General features: G+C 64.9%; 22 protein-coding genes. 8 read left to right on the top strand and 14 right to left on the bottom strand.

The window, feature by feature from the left end; translation table 11 throughout:
• From CH262_RS07985 to CH262_RS07955, 7 genes are all read right to left on the bottom strand, one after another.
• The coding region (locus CH262_RS07985) for an AMP-binding protein (RefSeq protein ID WP_094717402.1) at positions 1–886 on the bottom strand (886 nt) is incomplete at its 3' end.
• On the bottom strand, positions 876–1,523 hold the full coding sequence (locus CH262_RS07980; protein WP_094717345.1) for an energy-coupling factor transporter transmembrane component T family protein: 648 nt from the start codon (positions 1,521–1,523) through the stop codon (positions 876–878). The genes CH262_RS07980 and CH262_RS07985, both read right to left, overlap by 11 nt.
• The gene (locus tag CH262_RS07975; protein WP_027498187.1) at positions 1,520–2,200 is read right to left on the bottom strand and encodes an energy-coupling factor ABC transporter ATP-binding protein; all 681 of its coding nucleotides are present in this window, start codon (positions 2,198–2,200) and stop codon (positions 1,520–1,522) included. The genes CH262_RS07980 and CH262_RS07975 overlap by 4 nt, the downstream gene beginning before the upstream one ends.
• Positions 2,197–3,318: a thiolase family protein gene (locus tag CH262_RS07970; RefSeq protein ID WP_094717344.1), complete on the bottom strand. Its 1,122-nt coding sequence runs from the start codon at positions 3,316–3,318 to the stop codon at positions 2,197–2,199. Before CH262_RS07970 ends, CH262_RS07975 begins: the two co-directional genes overlap by 4 nt.
• Positions 3,315–4,463 (bottom strand): AMP-binding protein, encoded by a 1,149-nt coding sequence (locus CH262_RS07965; RefSeq protein WP_094717343.1) that lies wholly within the window; start codon positions 4,461–4,463, stop codon positions 3,315–3,317. Before CH262_RS07965 ends, CH262_RS07970 begins: the two co-directional genes overlap by 4 nt.
• Positions 4,460–5,011, bottom strand: coding sequence for a biotin transporter BioY (locus CH262_RS07960; protein WP_373453766.1), 552 nt, complete (start codon positions 5,009–5,011; stop codon positions 4,460–4,462). Before CH262_RS07960 ends, CH262_RS07965 begins: the two co-directional genes overlap by 4 nt.
• Positions 5,012–5,169: 158 nt before the next feature.
• Positions 5,170–7,293, bottom strand: a complete 2,124-nt coding sequence (locus CH262_RS07955; protein WP_094717342.1) for an HNH endonuclease signature motif containing protein — start codon at positions 7,291–7,293, stop codon at positions 5,170–5,172.
• 101 nt (positions 7,294–7,394) lie between these two features.
• Between CH262_RS07955 and CH262_RS07950 the strand changes: the two genes are divergently transcribed.
• Entirely contained in the window at positions 7,395–7,907 is a 513-nt protein-coding gene (locus CH262_RS07950; protein WP_094717341.1) for a GNAT family N-acetyltransferase, read from the top strand.
• On the opposite strand, the gene CH262_RS07945 is transcribed toward CH262_RS07950, so the two are convergent.
• The 3 genes from CH262_RS07945 to CH262_RS07935 all read right to left on the bottom strand — a co-directional run bounded on the left by CH262_RS07945 (position 7,897) and on the right by CH262_RS07935 (position 9,876).
• Complete coding sequence (locus CH262_RS07945; RefSeq protein WP_094717340.1) at positions 7,897–8,844, bottom strand: CPBP family intramembrane glutamic endopeptidase; 948 nt, start codon at positions 8,842–8,844, stop codon at positions 7,897–7,899. The genes CH262_RS07950 and CH262_RS07945 overlap by 11 nt on opposite strands.
• Positions 8,845–8,948: 104 nt before the next feature.
• Positions 8,949–9,200 (bottom strand): hypothetical protein, encoded by a 252-nt coding sequence (locus CH262_RS07940; RefSeq protein WP_094717339.1) that lies wholly within the window; start codon positions 9,198–9,200, stop codon positions 8,949–8,951.
• A 34-nt stretch (positions 9,201–9,234) separates the two neighbouring features.
• Positions 9,235–9,876 carry a GAP family protein gene (locus CH262_RS07935; RefSeq protein WP_179274930.1) on the bottom strand — a complete coding sequence of 214 codons (642 nt, stop codon included), beginning with the start codon at positions 9,874–9,876 and terminating at the stop codon, positions 9,235–9,237.
• A gap of 66 nt (positions 9,877–9,942) precedes the next feature.
• On the opposite strand from CH262_RS07935, the gene CH262_RS07930 reads away from it, so the two are divergent.
• Entirely contained in the window at positions 9,943–10,548 is a 606-nt protein-coding gene (locus CH262_RS07930) for a TetR/AcrR family transcriptional regulator (protein WP_094717337.1), read from the top strand.
• Here CH262_RS07930 and CH262_RS07925 read toward each other — a convergent pair.
• The gene (locus CH262_RS07925; RefSeq protein ID WP_094717336.1) at positions 10,527–11,732 is read right to left on the bottom strand and encodes an MFS transporter; all 1,206 of its coding nucleotides are present in this window, start codon (positions 11,730–11,732) and stop codon (positions 10,527–10,529) included. The two genes, CH262_RS07930 and CH262_RS07925, sit on opposite strands and share 22 nt — an antisense overlap.
• Before the next feature lie 62 nt (positions 11,733–11,794).
• Here CH262_RS07925 and CH262_RS07920 point away from each other — a divergent pair, with 62 nt between their 5' ends.
• Entirely contained in the window at positions 11,795–12,337 is a 543-nt protein-coding gene (locus tag CH262_RS07920; RefSeq protein WP_027498197.1) for a GtrA family protein, read from the top strand.
• Positions 12,324–12,857 (top strand): SixA phosphatase family protein, encoded by a 534-nt coding sequence (locus CH262_RS07915; RefSeq protein ID WP_032390682.1) that lies wholly within the window; start codon positions 12,324–12,326, stop codon positions 12,855–12,857. Before CH262_RS07920 ends, CH262_RS07915 begins: the two co-directional genes overlap by 14 nt.
• Positions 12,858–12,863: 6 nt before the next feature.
• On the opposite strand, the gene CH262_RS07910 is transcribed toward CH262_RS07915, so the two are convergent.
• The gene (locus CH262_RS07910; protein WP_027498199.1) at positions 12,864–13,064 is read right to left on the bottom strand and encodes a membrane protein; all 201 of its coding nucleotides are present in this window, start codon (positions 13,062–13,064) and stop codon (positions 12,864–12,866) included.
• Positions 13,065–13,221: 157 nt separating this feature from the next.
• Here CH262_RS07910 and CH262_RS07905 point away from each other — a divergent pair, with 157 nt between their 5' ends.
• Genes CH262_RS07905 through CH262_RS07895 form a run of 3 tightly spaced genes read left to right on the top strand, consistent with a single transcriptional unit; the run spans position 13,222 to position 15,760 of the window.
• Positions 13,222–13,821 (top strand): hypothetical protein, encoded by a 600-nt coding sequence (locus tag CH262_RS07905; protein ID WP_256988730.1) that lies wholly within the window; start codon positions 13,222–13,224, stop codon positions 13,819–13,821.
• A 59-nt stretch (positions 13,822–13,880) separates the two neighbouring features.
• Positions 13,881–15,107, top strand: coding sequence for a sensor histidine kinase (locus CH262_RS07900; protein ID WP_179274929.1), 1,227 nt, complete (start codon positions 13,881–13,883; stop codon positions 15,105–15,107).
• Positions 15,104–15,760, top strand: a complete 657-nt coding sequence (locus tag CH262_RS07895) for a response regulator transcription factor (protein WP_094717334.1) — start codon at positions 15,104–15,106, stop codon at positions 15,758–15,760. The genes CH262_RS07900 and CH262_RS07895 overlap by 4 nt, the downstream gene beginning before the upstream one ends.
• Positions 15,761–15,773: 13 nt before the next feature.
• Here the strand turns inward: CH262_RS07895 and CH262_RS07890 are convergent, their stop codons facing one another.
• The gene (locus CH262_RS07890) at positions 15,774–17,096 is read right to left on the bottom strand and encodes an NAD(P)/FAD-dependent oxidoreductase (protein ID WP_057472937.1); all 1,323 of its coding nucleotides are present in this window, start codon (positions 17,094–17,096) and stop codon (positions 15,774–15,776) included.
• Between the two features lie 131 nt (positions 17,097–17,227).
• Here CH262_RS07890 and CH262_RS07885 point away from each other — a divergent pair, with 131 nt between their 5' ends.
• Entirely contained in the window at positions 17,228–18,163 is a 936-nt protein-coding gene (locus CH262_RS07885) for a LysR substrate-binding domain-containing protein (RefSeq protein WP_094717400.1), read from the top strand.
• Here CH262_RS07885 and CH262_RS07880 read toward each other — a convergent pair.
• A complete protein-coding gene (locus tag CH262_RS07880) occupies positions 18,139–19,107 on the bottom strand; it encodes an MsnO8 family LLM class oxidoreductase (protein WP_179274945.1) in 969 nt (322 codons plus the stop codon). The two genes, CH262_RS07885 and CH262_RS07880, sit on opposite strands and share 25 nt — an antisense overlap.
• Positions 19,108–19,166 lie beyond the last annotated feature (59 nt).

Below are 19,166 nucleotides of genomic sequence, written 5' to 3'. Positions count from 1 at the left end.
ATGCCCCCTCGATCCCCGCCCCCTCGGACGTTCGACGGTCGTACGAGACGAAGCTCAGTTCCGACGCGCCGTAGAAGTGCGTCATGGTCGCGTTCGGTAGCACCGTGGCAAGTGCCGCCCGACCCGACTGCGGCCATCTCGCCGCAGACGACAGCACCTCGCGGACGCTGGGGTACTGCACGTGCGACCGCGCGATGTCCCAGGCAATAGTCGGTACCGAATACAGGTGTGTCGGAGCATCTTCGAGAGCGGCCGCCGCCGTGCGCAGGTCCACCGTTGCGCCGCGGGTCAGCCCGTGCAACGCACCGTAGAGAAAGTGCGTGTGATCGAGAGTTCCCGATGCAGACACTCTGTCGCCCGGACCGAGATCGAACAGAGAATCGGAACGGTCGAGCGTGGCCGCCCAGGACGCCTGATCACGAACGAACAATTTCGGTGGGCCGGTGGTTCCGGAGGTGATGCCCACGAGCAGTTCGGCGCTGCGTGCCGGCGGATCGACGCGCGCAACACGGTCTCCGGCGAGCTGCTCGGGTGCCAGCACCGCGTCGGCACCCCACCTGTGCAATCGTGCGTGCTGACGCGGATGCGCCACGATGAGCGACGGTGCAGTGACCGACATCGCGTCGACGAATTCGCCGGGTAGCAGATGCCGATGCAGCAGAACGACACTCACGCCGGCATGCATCGCGGCCGCGACGACGATCAGCGAGTCGATGTCCGACGTCGGCAACACCGCGATTCGATGCATCCCGGCCATCGAAGCGGCCGCACGTTCCATTCGACGCCACAGATCCCGGTACGTGATCCGACCGGTCGCGTCGACGATCGCGATGTCCGCCCGATCGCAGTGCTGCGCTATCCGCGCGGTGAGAAGATCACTCGTCATCTGCACCGTCGTCATCCACACCGTCGTCGTCCACACCGTCGTCGTCAACACCGCGCGCCACCAGAGCGTCGCCCATCGCATCGGCGGTACGGAGCGCACGCACCAACACCGGTGTGGCCAGGGCCGTCATCGACCACTGCAGGCCGCGGGCTTTTCGGGCCTGCGACACTTCCTGCACGATCGACGCCAACAACGGTATGCAGCGAATGGCAAGGGCGAGAAGCAAACCGATTCGATCCGGGTCGACGCCGAAGCGGCGGACGGGACCGAGGGCCCGGGTGACGGTATCGAGCATGTCGGTGATCCGGGTGGTCAGCGTGACCAATGCGGCCAACGCGACGGAGACGATCAACACTCCGCAGACCACCACTGCGCGTTGCCAGGTGGTGATGATCACCTGGAACACCCCGATGATCAGCAGCATCCACAGCACCGGACGTAGTTGCGCCAGAGCAACTTTGACAGGGATGCGGGCGACCGCGAACAGTACTGCGACCATCACGGCAACCACGCCGACCTCGAGCGGTGTACGTGCGAAAATCACTGTCGCCAGAATGGCAACGATCAGCGCCAGCAGTTTCGATCCCGGACTCATCCGATGCAGCAACGAATCACCGGGGCGGTAGAGACCGATCATCCGATCAACTCGCGGTAGGCCGGGACTGCGGCAGCCGGGGTGCCGTCGAATGCAATGCGCCCGTCGTCGATGACGATGACGCGCTCGAAACCGTCCAGCAACGCCAGCTGATGAGTCACGACGATGACCTGCTGGTCCATCGAATTCAAGGCGTCTGCGACGACGCGGCCGTTACGCAGATCGAGCAACGTCGTCGGCTCGTCCGCGACGATCACCTCCGGCCGCCGGATGAGGACGGCCCCGATGGCGAGCAACTGCTTCTGTCCACCGGACAGCAGATGAGCAGGGTGGTCGCGATGCCGATCGAGTCGAAACCGGACGAGCATCTCGTCGACACGCTCGGCCACCTCGGTCTTGCTGAGCCCGGACCGCCGCAGCGAGAACGCGAGATCCTCTGCGACGGTGGGCATGACGATCTGAGAGTCGGGATCGGTGAACACGAAGCCGACCTTCTTGCGGACCTGCGCGCCCTTCTTGGCCGCGTCGATTCCGTCGACCGTGACCCGGCCGGTATCGGGCTTGATCAACCCGTTGATCATGCGGGCCAGCGTGGATTTTCCCGATCCATTGGACCCGATGATGCCGATGCGGCGTTCGTCGAATTCGAGATCGATGCCGCGCAACACCTGCCGCTCGCCGAATGCGTGAGAGATGTTCTCGAAGGCGACCGTACTCATGACACTCTCTCCACCAGCATTGCTATTCCCTGCCCGCCGCCGATAGCGCAGGCCGCCAGCCCCAGCGCAGGGCCTCCGGGCTGCAGCATACGAGAGAGCAACCGCACCAACAATATTGCGCCCGACGCTCCCCACGGATGCCCCATTGCGATGGCACCACCGTCCGGGCAGATGCGGTCCTCGTCGATGCCGAGCTCGTCCGCGACGGCAAGCACGACCGACGCGAAGGCCTCGGTGATCTCGACTGTTTCGATGTCGCTCAGCGCCACCCCGGTGCGGGCGAGCAGTTTGTCGATCGCGGGTACCGGTCCGAGCCCGGGAAGGGCAGGATCGGACCCGGCAACAGCGCTGCCGAGAATGCGCAGCGCCGGCATGCCTGCGGCTCGCTCGAGGCTGGTGACCGCCAGAACGGCTGCGCCGTCGGAGATTCCACACGAATTACCGGCGGTCACGGTCCCGTCCGTGCTGAACGTGGGGCGCAGCCTGCTCAGGCGCTGCGCCGTCATGTTGGGCCGAATGCGCTCGTCGGTAGCCATGTTGTTCACAGCCACGATTTCCGCGGAGAAGTCGTACGCTGCCGCTCGGTCGAAAGACCGTGCGGCATAAGCGTCCTGGCGTTCGCGACCGATCCCACGACGCCGCGCGAGATTATCCGCCGCAACACCCATGTCCGGGTCGTCGAAACCGTCGGGCGCGAACGGCGCTCGGGTGTAGCGGACCGGCTCCGCGTCGCCGACGGGCGGCCAGAACCGCCACGGGCTGGTACTCGCAGATTCGACTCCCCCGGCCAGAATCATCGTCTCGTCGCCGCTCCGGATGCGCGACGCGGCCTGGGCCAACGCATCCAACCCTGATCCACACTGGCGATCGACGGTGACCCCGGGGACGGCGAACCCGAGCCCCGCACCCAACGCCGCCACTCGGGCGACGTCACCGCCTGGGCCGAGGCAGTTGCCGAGAATCACGTCGTCGATCGGAACACCGAGCGGATCGATCTCTGCAGCAACAGCTTTAAGAACCGCTACGGCCAAGTTCGGTGCCGTGACATCGGCGAACCCATGCCCTGCGATACCGATCGCGGTGCGTTTACCCGCGACAACAACGGGTGTGGGCGTCATGCCAGTGCCCCTCTTGATGACAGTGCCCCTCGTGCAATTTTTCCGTTGGCGGTGCGGGGCAACTGCTCTACCACCGTCCACCGCCTCGGTAGTGCCTCTTTGGTCATGATCGCTCGGGCATCGGCGCGCACCACGTCCAGATCGCGCGAACCGTCGAGTTCGATGACGGCAGAGACTGTTTCGCCGAGAACGGAGTGCGGAGTGCCGATCGCCGCGGCGGCGAGGACGCCGTCGAGCGAGACCAGAATGCGCTCGACGTCCTCGGCGATGACGGTGGTGCCGCCGACGTTGATCGCCGCATCTCCGCGCCCGTGGACGACGAGTTCCCGGCCACGCACGTCGGCCAGGTCGCCGACGGCGAACCAATCATGTGCACTCGAGGCGGCGTAGGGGGACCGCACGAACAGGTAACCGTCGTCGGTGCGCACCTCGACGTCGCGAAGCAGTACCAGCGTCGGCTGCTCACCCACGACCCTCGCTGCGATCAAGGACAACTCGGCGGCCCCATAATATTCGACCAGTCTCACGCTGTCCGGAACAGACTGAGCTGCAACGGAGTCCAGCATCGTTCCAGCAACGACCGCGATCCGAAGGTGCGGCATCCGCGGAGCGACGTCCCGCAACACCGCAGGGACCGCATGTACCACCGTGGCCCGCGCACGGTCGTCGGTGACACAGGCACCGAGCCACAGCGCATGCAGTGCCGCGAACAGATGCATCGTGGCGTGCAGGGGTCCGGTGATCGCTATCGAATCGGTGGGACGGATGCCGGTGATGTCGGTGAACTCGGCGAAGCTGTCGACCCACGACGCCGCGGTCCGCGCGAGCGGCTTGGGCCTGCCGGTGGAACCGGAGGTCGCAACAAGCAGGAAGGCGTCGGGATCGGGGTCGCCGCTGCGTTCGGGCCTGGCGGCCGGGTCCTCGACTCGCACCGCGCACCCCTGCCGAGCCGCCGCGACAACACAGACCAACGCGTCCGGCAGATCCAGTGCTGACGCGTCGTGTGATTGGGCGTCGTGAGATTGGGCGTGTGCCGGGAGGTGAGGCCACTGCTCGACGGCGGCGTCGAGTTCGGCGTAAGTGAGACTGCGACCGCGCCAGACGATGGCGGTGTCCTGGCCTCGACCTCCCAGCGTGAAAGTCACGCCTTGATCAGTCCCGGGTAAGCGCGGTGCACGCTCTTGGCCACGACCGTGGCGACGACGACCTTCGCGATGTCGCCGGGCAGGAACGGTCCGTTGGTGGTGATCGCGGCCCAGAGCCCGACGTCGGTGCGGAGCAGCAATCCGATGGTGCCGAAGATGTAGATAACGAGGATTCCGCCGACGGCGTTGATCAGCAGTCCGAGCACGATCGAGTACTTCGGCAGGATGCGGGCGGTGAGCCAACCGATGATCAGCGCTGCCGGAATCCAGCCGATCAGGTATCCGACGGTGGGGCCGGCCATCGCCGCGAGGCCGGTGCGTCCGCCCGCCAGCAGCGGCAGGCCGATCAATGTCAGGGCGAGGAACACCAGTACTGCGGCCGTGCCCTTGCGTGGTCCCAGAACTGCGCCGGCCAGGATGATGCCGAGGGTCTGCAGGGTGATCGGGACTCCGGAGAAGCCCACCGTGATCGATCCCGGCAGTCCGAGCGCGGCGATGAGCGCCGCGAACACCGCGATCTGCGCCATGTCGCGGGCGGAGACGTTCATTCGACCGACCTTACGGCTCGGCGGGCGAGTACTGCTGTCGATACCTGACACGGTGGCTCCTCGAGGAAGGGGCGATCACCTGCCCCAGATACTTGAACGGCGTTCAAGGTAGCAGGTGCGTGGCCCTGACCACCTATCGGGCACCGGCAGTGCCGGCGTCAGAAGGGCGCAGGATCGTATCGACTCCAGTCCTGACGTATTCGTGCGTGTACAACGCGGCAATGCTCGAGATAGGCCCGCCTCTTCTCTGCCAGCCTCTTCCTTGCCGAGTCCGTCGAGGCAGCACGGAAGTCCGCGAGCGTCGGGGGTGCGGATCCGCTGTAGTCGAGTTCCCATCGGGTCGGTTCGGACAGGGACTTCACTAGTTCCGCAGACCGCTTCCGACGTCGGCTGCGACCCGCGTGCGATCCGATCGAGAAGTCCGGCAACGTGATCGAGCGCAACCCGAGCGAGTTCGACCACAGAATTACCCCTCCGGCCACCATCGCCGCAGACCACGTTTTCGAGGTCTTCGCCTGATGATGGAACACGCACACCGGTTGAAGATTGGTCACGATGGTCCAACCTCCCCGCCGCGGATCGTCCTGATCGAACGGCACCAGATGATCGATCTGGCACCGCGCCGACGGCACGTCGCAACGGGGGAACGTGCACGTGCGATACGCCGCCCGAACGACAGCAGCGACGCGGGCACTGGGTCGATAGGTCACCGCAGCCTGAGATGGACTGCGCTCCCCGCCGTGGCCGTCGGGAAAGATGCCCCGAGCACGCTCGGGCTTCTCGGCAATCCATGCGAGCCACCGCACGACCAGCCCATCGCGGACAGACTCCTCCCCCAGCACAGGGGCTGCGGGTGAATTCGCGCAGTCACCTGCCCCGCGTATCGACGGAAGCTCGCCGGCAGCGCGCACGCGCCCGATGCCCACCACTCGACGTAGCAACAAACCGGTCGACAACCGCAAGCCTGGGTCCTGGCCGCTGCCCGGGTGCTTACTGCTGCCCGAGTCTCGACCGCTGCACTCACCGCGCTGCGAGCCTCCAACGCCGTCCGGGCCTCTTCCGCGACGGTCGTCCTGGTCGCCGCCGTCTGGACCCGCGTCGTCGTCGGGACCGGCATCGCCGTCAGGGCCGGACTTGCCATCAGGGCCGGACTTGCCATCAGGGCCGGACTTGCCATCAGGATTCACGTCGTTCGGGTCACCGCCATCCGGCCCTCTGCCAGACGGTCCTCCACCTTTCGGGTTACCGCCCTCAGGGCCGTCGTCGCCCTCGCCGTCGTCGCCCTCGCCCTCGTCGCCCTCACCGTCGTCGCCGTCGTCGCCGTCGTCGCCGTCGTCGGAACTGTTTCCCTCGGGTTTGAGCATGTCGACCAACTCGGTCAGCATGGCCTGCCATTTCGCGTCGGTGGCGACGATGCGCGCCACCTCCGGATCGATGGGCGTCCCGTCCGCCAAGGACGCGGGATCCGAGGACAGTCCCAGCAGCGTCTCCACCGCCACCACGATCTGAAGGAGATGCCCGCGCCGAGGAGGGAGATCATCGGTGCCACCCGCAACCGGGCAGTCGTCGCCCAGATCGCACTGACAGGCCAGCGAATGTTCGCCGTGTAGCAACGCCATCAGTCCCGCCGCCCGCAGCATCCCCGTCGACCGCGGATCGTCCTTGCAGACAGTCCCCACAATCTCGACAATGAGCGCATCTGCTTCGGCCGCCTCGAGATGCGTGATTTTTGCGATGAGCGACGAAATACCGCCGGGACCGGTGCGGTCGATCCGCACTCCGACTTCCTCCGACTTCGCGGTCTCGCGAGCCTGCGCAGCGCCGTCCGGATCGGCCCTCATCCACAACCGCCAGATTCGGTTCCGCAAGGCCTGCGGACGCATTCGGCCCCCTGCGGCGCAGACCTCGTATTCGATTGTCGAGATGGTCTCGTCACTGGCGCGATGCAACACCGAGGTGATGGTGACCACCGTCGACCAGTCGAAGCTGCCGGTCACGAAACGCAAGGCCGTCAACGGCATTCGATGTAAACGCTCGGCGACATCGTGCATCACCGACGCATCGCGACGCGTGCCGGTCATCGTCACGGCCAAGTCGCACAAAGCGCCGCGAACGGTCTCGCCAGGGTCCCCACCGTCGGATTCGGCAGCCTCCAACCGCATTTCGAGCACGTCGCAGTACGCCAGGACGGTCCCCGCCCGGGCAAGATTCTCCTGGACACGGCTGAGCGCGATGACATCGAGAAACCCCGCAATACAGTCATCGACCGACGGCGTCTCCACCGCTCCCCACCCCCGGTATCGAACATGTATTCGATAGTACGAGAGGGGTCCGACAAGAAAATTCGATTCGGTCACCGAGTTCGGGCCGGTATAACGGCACCATGCGCAGCTACTCGATTCGTGACATCCGGCCCGGCGACGAGCAGCAGATCGGTACAGCACACGTTGCGATCTGGAAGGCAACGTATGCGGGAATGACCAACGGTGCGAAGTTGGATGCGATGAGGCCCGCGCACCGCATCGAACGGTGGCAGCAAATCATCGCCCATCGCGACGAGTCGTCGGCGCGTGGAGTTCGCACCCGATGTGCAGTCGACGTTGGCGACTCACGCATTGTCGGCTTCGCGACCGGAGGACCCCCGCGCGACGAAAATCCGCCTGCACACAGGGAATTGTGGTCGTTGAACGTTCTGCCCGGACACCACGGCACCGGCATTGCACTGGCGTTGATGAACGACGCACTAGGTGAGGACACTCCCGCTGCGTATCTGTGGGTGGCCGCGGCCAACGAGCGCGCGATCGCCTTCTATCGCAAGAACGGGTTCGAGCTGGACGGCGAAGCCCGCTTCGACCCGACGTGGGAATGCCACGAGGCGCGCATGGTCAGGGTTTGACGGGTGGTTCGTTTCTGGATCGGTCGGAGTTCGCGTTCTCGGGATTCAGCACGACGTCGGTCACCACAGGCGTCGTGTCGACAGCCCGATCGTTGGAACGGACAGCCACCGTGTTCGGCAGGAACGCATCGAGGGCGCGGGGCGTGATCCACCACAGCAGGGCCGCGAACAGGATCAAAATGTTGATCCACTGCAGCACCGTCGCCGAATTGTCGGACGGAATCACCCGGTCGAAGACCTGGATGTTCATCACGAAGCCATGAATGAGGATCAGCACCCACAATCGCCGATAGCGGTAATACACCCACACCGCCGCCGCGCCCCATATGGCTGCCCACAGGAATCCGCCGCCGCCGAAATACAGGTACAGGAAGCCCCGCAACGTTGCCGACAACCCCATGATCGCCCAGATCGGCATCCTGCCCACCAACAGCAGAACCGGCAGAGCCACCAGAATCGGCTCCTCCCTCAGACCGACAGCGAGCGCCGAAACGACTGCAAGCCAATCCGATTCGACAGAGGCAGGGATAGAGAACCCGAACCGAACGATATTCAGTCGCGACAATACGAGCACTATCGCCGACGCCGCGCCGATCGCAGCACACCAAGTCAACGCAGCCTCGCGCGCGGAGCCATGCCGCAGAGGCAGCACCGCCGGCAAAGTCCGTCGCCGTGCGAGATACACCGCGCCGATCGCGATCGCCCCCACAACGACCTGCAGTGCGCCGACCGCGAGATCGGTCCACTGCTCGTGCATCGTGAGGATCGGTGCCGGCGCATGCGGCTCACGAAAACGCCACAGCGCACCCACCAAGCCGATGAAATACACGACGACCCACCCGACCACCAGAGCCGCAACCATCACGGCGGTACCGGCAGCAGTCAGACCACTCCGAGGCGAGCGAGCACGAAGCCCCGCGTCGACACCGGTCGTCACCAGACCACCACCATTCCGCTCGATACAGATCGCCGAACAGCTTGTTTATCACGCCTCGGCCGAGAAATCAGTTTGGTCCCGGCGATACGAACCGGCGGTGCCGCTCACGGCCGAGTGTCACGCTCGGATGCATCGCTCGAATCCTCCGTTCCTACGATGTCGTCTCGCAGTTCCGCGAGTAGCCCCTTTTTCGGCGTGCCGCGACGCGAGTCCCATAGGTCCAGCATCGCGAGCACCATCAGAACACAGCCGATCGGGCCACCCTGGAACCAGAACATGTGCTGGTCCCAGAGGAACAGCGCCAGCACAGCTCCGACGACAATCATGACGACGCTGCGGGCCTCTCGTACCTTCATCGCTTCCCTTTCATCGATTCGGACCACAACCAGGTCAGACCAGATTCAGTTCGATCGCCGCATTCGCGGCCAGTAGCGCGCCCACCACGATCGACACCGTTGCCGCTACGTCGCCGGTCCAACGGTCCACGCGCCGCACCAGCGGTCGCGTGACCGACGAAATACGCTCCTGCGCAACCACTCCGACAGCCAGCAGGACGAGGGCAGGCGACAGCATCACAAGCACGTACGCCGCCAGAATCGACACCGAGGACAACCGCCCCAGGTCCGCATCTCCCACGATGGCAATTGCCGAAAAGTAGGGCAGCATCGTCGCCACCTCCACCGCGCCCACAGCGACCGCGAGCAGAACAACCCCGCGAACACTTCCCGGGGGCCGCGTCCACCACGCACTGCTGGGGACTCGACGCCGACGGTCGCAGACCACCCCCACGAGCAGGATTACAACACCCACCGCCAACCGAATCCACGCGTCGCCAGGAATCGCCACCCTCAGGCCGTCGGCGGCCGCCCAGACGGCGATACCGACCCCGAGGTACAGCAGCCCCAACACACCCAGATGGAGCAGAACGACACCTGCCCGAAACGACGGCCGCAGCATCATCCATAACGGAACTGCAAGTGTCCCGACTCCGATGCTGTCCACCAGCGCAAGCCCGGCGAGCTTAATTAACACAGCTGTACCGTAACACGGTTTCAGCACAGTCGTGTCGAAAAAACGCTCTCGTGCTAGAACAGACCGATGCCGAAGATCGTCGACCACGACGCACGCCGAGCGGAGATCGTCGCCGCCGTGTGGCGTGTCATCGAACGAGCAGGAATGAACGGGGCGACGGTACGCAGTGTCGCTGCCGAAGCCGGCGTCTCCCCTGGATCACTGCGGTACTACTTCTCCGATCAAGGAGAACTTGTCCTCTTCGCGGCCGAGGCCATGACGCAACGCGTCGTACATCGGTTGGAGGCGCATCCGGCCGGCGGTGACGGCCTGGTTCGCGCGATCCGAGTCCTCGAGGAACTACTGCCACTCGACGAGGACCGCCGTGCCGAGGCATCGGTGTGGCTGGAAGCGCTCGTGCGTGCCAGATTCGACGAGCGACTCGCCGCCCTCAAAACGGCCGGGTGGTTCGGCAGCCGGTACCTGTGCCGGCTCGCGTGGGCGCACCTGCACGATCTCGATCGACCGGACTCCCCCGCATTCACATTCGACAGCACTGTCGACGAACATGCCGCGGCCGAACTGCATACCTATATCGACGGACTGACACTGCAGGCGGTGACGTATCCCGAGCAACTCACGGCCGACGAGGTACGTCGGTTGTTACGCACTTATCTGGAGCCACAGTCCTGAGCCGAGTCCACGGGAAATTTGCGGCCGTATAGCCACCCGATCACCGCGACGACGACGCCCGCGGCAGCGATCGCAGCCAATACCGACCCGAAGCCCGATGCCTCGACGACCCGCCCGACCACCAACGGTGCCAGCAGAAATCCGGCACGCGAGATCAGCGAGACGGTCGAGATCGCCGCAGCCGACGACACACCGGGAAGCCGTCCAGCCAGGCTGAACACGATGGGAAACAGCGGACTCGACCCCAGGCCGGCGACCGCGAACGCGGCAATGACCAGAACAGGCACGTCGACGGCGAGCACCGACAGCCCCGTGATGCCCGCAAATGCGACCGCTACCAGCGCTGCGCCACCCGTCAGTACCGACGCCGGTCCGAAGCGGTCCACTATCCGGTCACCCACCAGGCGTCCCACCAACATGGCCACCGAGAACGCCACGAACGCCAGACCGGCAGCGCCAGGACCGGCCCCCTGCTCGGTCGTCATGTACACCGCGCTCCAGGACTGCGGAAAATCCTCCATCAGGCCGGCCAGCAGAACCACCGCGCCGAGCATGGCCAGCGCCGCAATCGGACGGCCGACGGCCGGCTGAGGAGTTGGGCCGTCGGCGGACTCATCCGGCCGCGCATCCGGACCCAGCAGACCCCGGCCGACCGCCGCGAGCGCAAGAACCAGCACCACCGCCACGAAGGCGAAGTGCACCACGACCGGAAGGCGAGCACCCGCGGCCGCAGAACCCGTCACTCCGCCCACCACAGCCCCGACGCTCCACGCGGCATGAAAGCCACTGAGCAAAGACCGACCGGCGCGCTCCTCGACGAGAACTCCCTGGGCGTTCATGGAAATGTCCATCACCGCATCGGCACCGCCGAGCAGGACCAGAGCTGCCAGCAACGTCCACCACGACACCGCCACAGCGGGGAGCACGAACGCCCCGCATAACGACAGTCCCGACGCGAGAACAGCCCACCGACTGCCGAATCGGTGTACCAGCACGGCGGCAACGGGTGCTGCGGCAAGCCCGCCGAGACCGACCCCGGCGAGAGCGAGACCCAGCGTGGCTACATCGATGGACAACGAGTTCTGGATCTCGGGAATGCGGGGTGCCCAGTTGGCGAACACCGCGCCGTTGACGAAGAAGACGATCAGAACGGACAAGCGAGCACTGGTTTTCGGGCGGCCCATAGTGCCGCGAGCCTATCGTTGATGGGACTACCCAACCCGTTACTCGAGGTAACGTCGATGGGATGCATGTGTCCGACCGCCTCACCGACCACGTTCCCGAACGTTGGCTCGCGCCCCTCGTCAAGCACGCCGAGGCTCTGAAGTTCCTCATCGTCGGAGCAATCACCTTCGTCGTCACCGTCGTGCTGTTCTTCGGCTTGAAGTGGACGATCCTGCAGGACAAGCCGGTGACAGCGAATGTTCTGGCCGTGCTGATCGCGACGATCGTCTCGTACGTTCTCAACCGGGAATGGTCGTTCACTGCCCGCGGCGGACGACGTCGCCATCACGAAGCAGCGCTGTTCTTCGCCGTCGCCGGGACCGGTCTGGCCATCAACCAATTGCCGCTCTGGGTGTCGAGTTACGTGCTGGATCTGCGCGCTCCCAACGTGTCTTTCATCACCGAGAACATCGCGGACTTCGTCAGTGGCTCCATTGTCGGCACCCTGCTCGCCACCGCCTTCCGGTGGTGGGCAATGCGGAAGTTCGTTTTCCCCGAGCCGGTGAACGTCGTTCCCGACGAGGTTGCCCTGACCGTTTACGGTGGACGGCATGGCGACCACTAGGACTCTCGTGCTGATGCGGCACGGAAAATCCGGCTACCCCGACGGCGTGCCCGACCACGAGCGGCCACTGGCTCCACGCGGCCAACGGGAAGCAGGACTGGCGGGAGCCTGGATCACCGAGCACGTCGGCTCCGTCGACGCCGTGTTGTGCTCGACGGCTCTGCGGACTCGCGAGACCTTGGCCGCCACCGGCCTCGGCGATGCACCCACCCGCTTCGAGCGAGACATCTACGGTGGTTCGGCCGACGAAATCATCGACGAAATCAAACTGGCGGACACTTACTTCGACGACGTGACCGTCTCGACACTGTTGGTCGTCGGGCACGAGCCCGGAATTCCGTGGACGGCACTCGAACTGGCCGTCGACGACGACACCGACGTGGCCCGCGAAGTGCGACACCGCTTCCCCACCTCGGCGATCGCTGTGCTGACCACCGAATGCAGCTGGGCCGAGCTGGCAGCGAGTACCGCCACGATCACCGAATTCTGCATCCCCCGCGCCGATTCCGACGGCGCGTAGACCCGACTAACGGTTCCGGAGATACAGGTAGCCGGCACCGCCTGCGGCGATCAGCAGAATCAGCGCGGCGGGAAATCCGAGAAGCCACCACACCACCGCGAGCACCACCAATGCAGGTGCGGCGGCAATCAATGCAATACCGGGATTCTCGCGAACCGTTTCCAGCGCGGACTGTGCATGGACTCTGTCGATCTTCTTGCCTGCCATCGTCGACTCCCTTTTCGTGTCCCGTATGCGTAATTTCCACAGTAGCGCGGCCTACTACGACTTTCGGTGGACTGCCGCGTCGTACGTCGGTAGGAATCACCAGCTACGACGCCTCGGCGGGGTGTCGCATCAGAGTCGACTCGCGTGAGATCGGCCCATGGACAATCCGATTCTGCTCACCATCGCCGTCTGCGAAGTCGGTTTCTGGGTACTGGTCCTCGGCGGCCTGTGCTTGCGCTACCTGGCTAGGATGCGGCGAGCCAGCACCGTCGTGCTGGCGCTGCTTCCGGTCCTCGATCTCGTCCTCGTCGCTGCCGTCGCCGTCGATTTGCATCGCGGTGGGGAGGTCGAGTTCGCTCACCGTCTCGCCGGTATCTACCTCGGTTGGACCCTCGTGTTCGCACACTCCACTGTGGCCTGGCTGGACGTGCGCTTCGCCCACCGGTTTGCGGGAGGACCGGCACCGTCCACGCCAGCCAAGACCGGACCGCAGGCCTACCGCAACGAGATCCGAGGATTCGTGAAATGGCTGTGCGCTGCCGCGATAGCGCTGGCTATCACCTACGTGCTGGCGGCCACCGTGGCAGACTCGGAGCAGGCAGCAGCGTTGAAAACAGTGGTGCAACCGCTCGGCGTCATCACGTTCTTCTGGTTCGTCACCGGACCGCTGTGGGTGCTGGGAACCAAGAGCCATGGGCACGCGAAAGATACTGCAGTAGTCTCGAAAGACACTGCAGCAGAACGGAGTCGACGCTGATCATGGGCAGGTCCCGGATACCGAACACGTTCCGCCCTTCCTGGCGGCCGCATAATCCGGTGGTCCTGCCCGTCGAGATGCTGCTGGCCACCGTCGTCTACGCCGCATTCCAACTCTCGACGGGCATGGTCGGCGACACCAGAGACGAACTCGTCGAGAGCCCGGCCCTGATCACGGTAAGTGTCGTCGCAGTACTGGCGATGACAGCGGCGACCTGCGTCCGCCGGACCTACCCTGTCTTCTCGTACTCGGCTGTGGTCGCGATCAGCGTGGCACTCATCCTCGTATTACCCGAGCGCACTTTGGGTTTCACTCCCCTGTACTGGTTCGCCATCGCCGCGTTGGCAATTCGCGTGAGCGGCCCGCGACTCTTCGTTCCCCTCGGCGCAGGTTTGATACTGGAGATCCTGGTCAGCGTCGATACACGCCTGTCCTTTCCCGACGCCGCAGCCGGACCTGGCGGCACCGTCGGAGTGGTGGCCGAACAGATCGCCAACCTGGCCATCAACTACACGGTGCTCATCGCGCTGGGTAAATACATCGCACGTGGCCGGGCCCAGGAACTGGAGAGCGAGGCGGCACTGGGGCGGGCCGAATCGGCGCACCGGGAACGCCTGGAGACAGCTCTGGACAACGAGCGGCGCACCATGGCACGCGAATTGCACGACGTCGCAGCCCATCACCTCACCGGCATGCTCATCCAGGCCAAGGCTTCGAGGACTCTCATCACGAGCGACCCCGAGCAGGCACGCGAACTACTCACCGGCGCAATCGGACACGGTCAGCGCACCCTCGACAGTCTCCGCCAAATTGTCGGCATCCTGCGCCCGACCGACAATGACGGCGGCGCACCACAGCCCATGATCTCCGATATCACCGACCTCGTCGAACAGTCTCGAATGTCGTTCGCCTCCATCGACTTCGAGGTCACTGGCGACGCAGCCCGCATGGACAGCGCGGTGCAGTTGACGTGCTTTCGCATCGTGCAGGAGTCACTGTCCAATGCTCGACGCCACGCGCCCGGTTGCGCCGCGCGGGTCCTGGTCAGCACTGGAGCCTCGAATGTCGAGGTGACCGTTTCCAACACGATTGCCTCCCCCACCTCCGGTCATGACGATTCCTCGGGTCAGGGATTCGGCATTCCCGGCATGCGGGAGCGAGCAGCCCTGTTCGGCGGGACGCTGGAAGCCGGGCCCAATGAGCTCGCCGACGGCAGAGGCTGGGTGGTGCGCGCGCAACTACCGGTCAACGGCAAAATCTCGCGTCCCGACGGGGTATCGGCATGATCAGAGTACTGATCGTCGATGATCAACCCGTGGTTCGGCAGGGATTCGAGCTGTTCCTGGCCGGCAATTCCACCATCGAGGTCGTCGGACACGCCTCGTCGGGACGTCATGCCGTTCAACAGGTCTCGGCGATGCAGCCCGACGTCGTACTGATGGACATTCGGATGCCGAACGGCGACGGACTCACCGCGACACGGGAAATCCTGGCGCGATTCGACGATGTTCGCATCATCGTCGTCACCACCTTCGATCTCGACGAGTACGTGTTCGCCGCACTCGACAGCGGTGCATCCGGATTTCTGCTCAAAGACGCAGATCCGGACGAGCTCATCGACGCCGTGACGACCGTCGCCGCCGGCGGAGCGGCCCTGTCGCCGCGCGTCACCCCGCGGTTGATGGCGGAGTTCGCGCGACGCGGGGCACCACAGCGATCGGCGAGAAGCGCTGCCCCACAACATGATCTGAGCCTCCGGGAGATGGAGGTGGTGCAATTGCTCGCGACAGGGCTGGGCAACAGCGAGATCGCCCGATCACTGCGACTCGAGCAGAGTACGGTCAAGACCCACATCGGCAACATCTGCCGCAAACTCGAGGTCAGCACCCGAGTGCACGTGGTGATCTGGGCCTACCGCAACGGTCTGGTGAGCAGCTAGCCCTATCCGAACCCTAAGCCGCTGAACGTTCCTCGTCGTCAGATGTCTCGTCGGCAAGTTCGAGCATCGACCCGGACTTGTCGGTGTACTGGAAGTGCGGTCGCTTGTCGCCGATGTACGACGTCATCCACGACACCACTGCAACGTAACGATTGCGGAAGCCCACCAGGTACATCAGGTGCACCGCGAGCCACATCAACCAAGCGATCGGTCCGGACATGTCGACCTTGCCGAACAGTCGAGCCACCGCACTGAATCGGCCCACGATCGACATGCTGCCCTTGTCGACATACTTGAACGGCGTTCCTGCGTCGACCTTTCCGATGATCGTCTTGGCTACGTGGCGACCCTGCTGCATCGCGACCGGCGACTGTCCCGGCAGCTTGTGCAGCGAGGTCACGTCGCCGATCGCGTAGATGTCCTTCGCGGTACCGACGGTGAGGTCGTCGTGCACGAGCAACCGACCGGCCCGATCGGTCTCGCACCCGGTGCGCTCGGCGATCGTCGCCGCCAGCTCACTGGCCTGAACGCCGGCCGACCAGATAACGGTCTTGGCCGGGTAGGTACGCGAGGTCTTCGTGTCGACGTCCTGCACCGTCACGACGTCGTCGGCGATATCGGTCACCATGGCACCGGTGACGACGTCGACGCCCGACTTCTCGAGCTTGGTGCGGGCATAGGCACTGAGCTTGCCGCCGAAAGCGGGGAGTACCTCTTTCACACCGTCGACGAGGGTGACCGTGACGTCGTCGGGTCCAATATCGGGGAACGAGCCGGCGAAGTAGCGGTGCGCGAGATCCCGGATCTGGCCGGCCAGTTCGACGCCGGTCGCGCCTGCACCGACGACCACGAAGCTGAGCAGTTCCTTGCGTACGTCGAGATCGGTGGTCTGGTGCGCCTTTTCGTAGCAGCTCAGAATCTGCTCACGCAGGGCGATTGCGTCGTCGACTGTCTTGAGCGCGAAGGTGCGGTCCTTGAACTCGTCTCGGCCGAAGTAGGCCTGAGTGGCTCCGGTTGCGACGATCAGGCGACCGAAACCGATGGTGTGGCGTTCGCCGCCACCGACGTAGGTGACCTGATGACTCTCGGGATCGACGTCGACCACTCGGCCCAGACGCACATCGGCGGAGTCGTACTGCGCCAGAATGCGCCGGATCGGCGGGGCGATCTCGCCCGTCGAGATCATCCCGGTTGCCGCCTGGTAGAGCAGCGGCTGGAACAGGTGCTCGGTGGTGCTGGAGATCAGAGAGAACGTCACACCGGCCTTGCCCAGAGCCTTGGCCGCGGCCAACGCTCCGAATCCCGAACCCACGATGACGACGTCGTACGTTTTCACAGCACTTCCCTTTCCGAGCACACATTTCTTGTAGATCGCAGAACTACCTCCATGAAACTCCGCCGTTCCTGCGCTATCAACGCGAAAGTTGAAATAGCATCCATGAGCAGAACTCATGAATGGAGGTCGCCGTGGAGCTGCGGCAACTGAAGTACTTCCTCGCGGTCGGGGAAGAACTCAACTTCTCCCGTGCCGCCGAGCGGTGCTACGTCTCGCAATCGGCGATCAGTCTGCAGATCTCCAAGCTCGAACGCGAGATCGGTGAGCCGCTGTTCGAGCGCACCTCGCGCACAGTCCGATTGACCGTCGTCGGAGCACAATTGGTGTCCATCGCCCGCCACATGGTGGAGCTCGAACAGGCAGCGTTGGCGCTGACGACCAGGCGTCGAAACCAACTCCGCCTCACCGGAAACATGACGTTCGCCGCGAACGCCATCTCGGCAATCGTCGCGGTACGCGAACGCCATCCCGACGCCGAGATCGACTTCGTTCTCAAACGATTCGCAGAACAGATCGAAGCGGTGACGTCGGGTGACTGCCAGGTGGCACTGATCCGCGGCAGCGTCGAACGCTCCGGTCTGCACGTCACCGAACTGTGGACCGAGGACCTCGTCGTCGTCCTCGCAGAGGGCCATCCCCTGGCCGGGGAACCCAACCCGAGCCTGAGCCAACTCGCCGAATTCCCACTGCTGCTGCCCAAACGAAGCGAGCAGATCCTGTTGCACCGCGTCATCGAACGCGAGATGAAACGCAGTGGGCTTCCACTGACCTTCGGTCCGCCGGTGGCGTCCGATCACACCGCGAGCGCCGAACTGCTCAACCACCCGCAATGTTGGTCGATCCTCTACGCCAGCACGGCCGAGAGCACACCCAAAACCGGCCTCGTCTTTCGCACCGAGGCCGACCGTCGGCTGCGACTACCGGTCTCGGCAGTGGTCGACGCGACCGTGCCGGCCACCGACATTCAACGCGATCTGGTTGCCGCGCTCGCCGATACGGCACCGGCCCAGCCCACAGCTCCGGTTCAGCCCACAGCTCCGGTTCAAGAAACAGCGGCGGAGAGCTGAGCGAGAGCGGCGTCCGCCGCAAACAGTTCGGCCCGGTCGAACGTCGACGTGGAGGCCATGATCTCGTCCGCTCCGGTGCGCTCGATCAGCTCGTCGAGCCGGGGCCGGACCTGCTCGGCCGTGCCGAGGATGGTTGCATCCAAGGACGATTCGATCCGATCTCGGGTGCGCGGCGTCCACCGCGTTTCGTCGATCGACGAGGCGGGTTCGAGCGCCGGAAATTCGCCCTCGCGCCGCGATCGCGCCATCGCCCATGCCTCCGGGAGTGCGAGACGGCGCGCGTCTGCCGCGTCCGCGGCGATCGTCACATCGAGCGAGACGATCACGTACGGATCCGACAGTTGCGAACTCGGCCGAAAGTGCTTGCGATACAGCGCCAGTGGGTCGTCCCCGCGCAACACCGGACCACCGACGACCACCGGCAGCCCGGCGCGGGCGGCGACCTCGAGCCCGGCACCGGTCGCGAGCACGAACATCGGCGGCGGCGCGGTTGCCGGCCGCGCAGTCACAGGACCGGACCCGTCGAGATACGACCGCAGTTCGGCGATGTCGGCCTCGAACGTATCCGGGGCGTCACGGTCTCGACGCAGGGCAGCGCGCACAGGCTCGGTGAACCCGAGCGACCGCCCGACGCCCAGGTCTACCCGACCCGGAAACAGCGACTCCAGCATCAGAAACTGCTCGGCCACGATCAGCGGTTGATGGTTCGGCAGCATCACCCCGCCGGATCCGACGCGAATGTGCGAGGTCTGCGACGCCACCGCCGCTGCGAGAACTGCAGGCGCGCCCGAAGCGATACCGGGTACAGCATGATGCTCGGCCACCCAGAACCGGTGCAGCCCGAGCTTTTCGGCGTGCACGCCGCGTTCGACGGTGTGACGGAGCGCCGCGGCGTCGTCGACGCCTGCCCTCGTGCGGGATCGGTCGAGCAGTGAGAAGAACACATCAGCTGCAACCGGCGAGGCGTCGGGCATATTTCTCGGAACGACCTGCTCATCGCGGA

It is taken from the genome of Rhodococcus sp. 05-2255-1e (assembly GCF_002259025.1).
In the GTDB taxonomy this organism is placed as follows: Bacteria; Actinomycetota; Actinomycetes; order Mycobacteriales; family Mycobacteriaceae; genus Rhodococcoides; species Rhodococcoides fascians.
The sequence above is the reverse complement of the archived record's forward strand: the minus strand, read 5'-3'. Positions and strand labels throughout refer to the sequence as shown.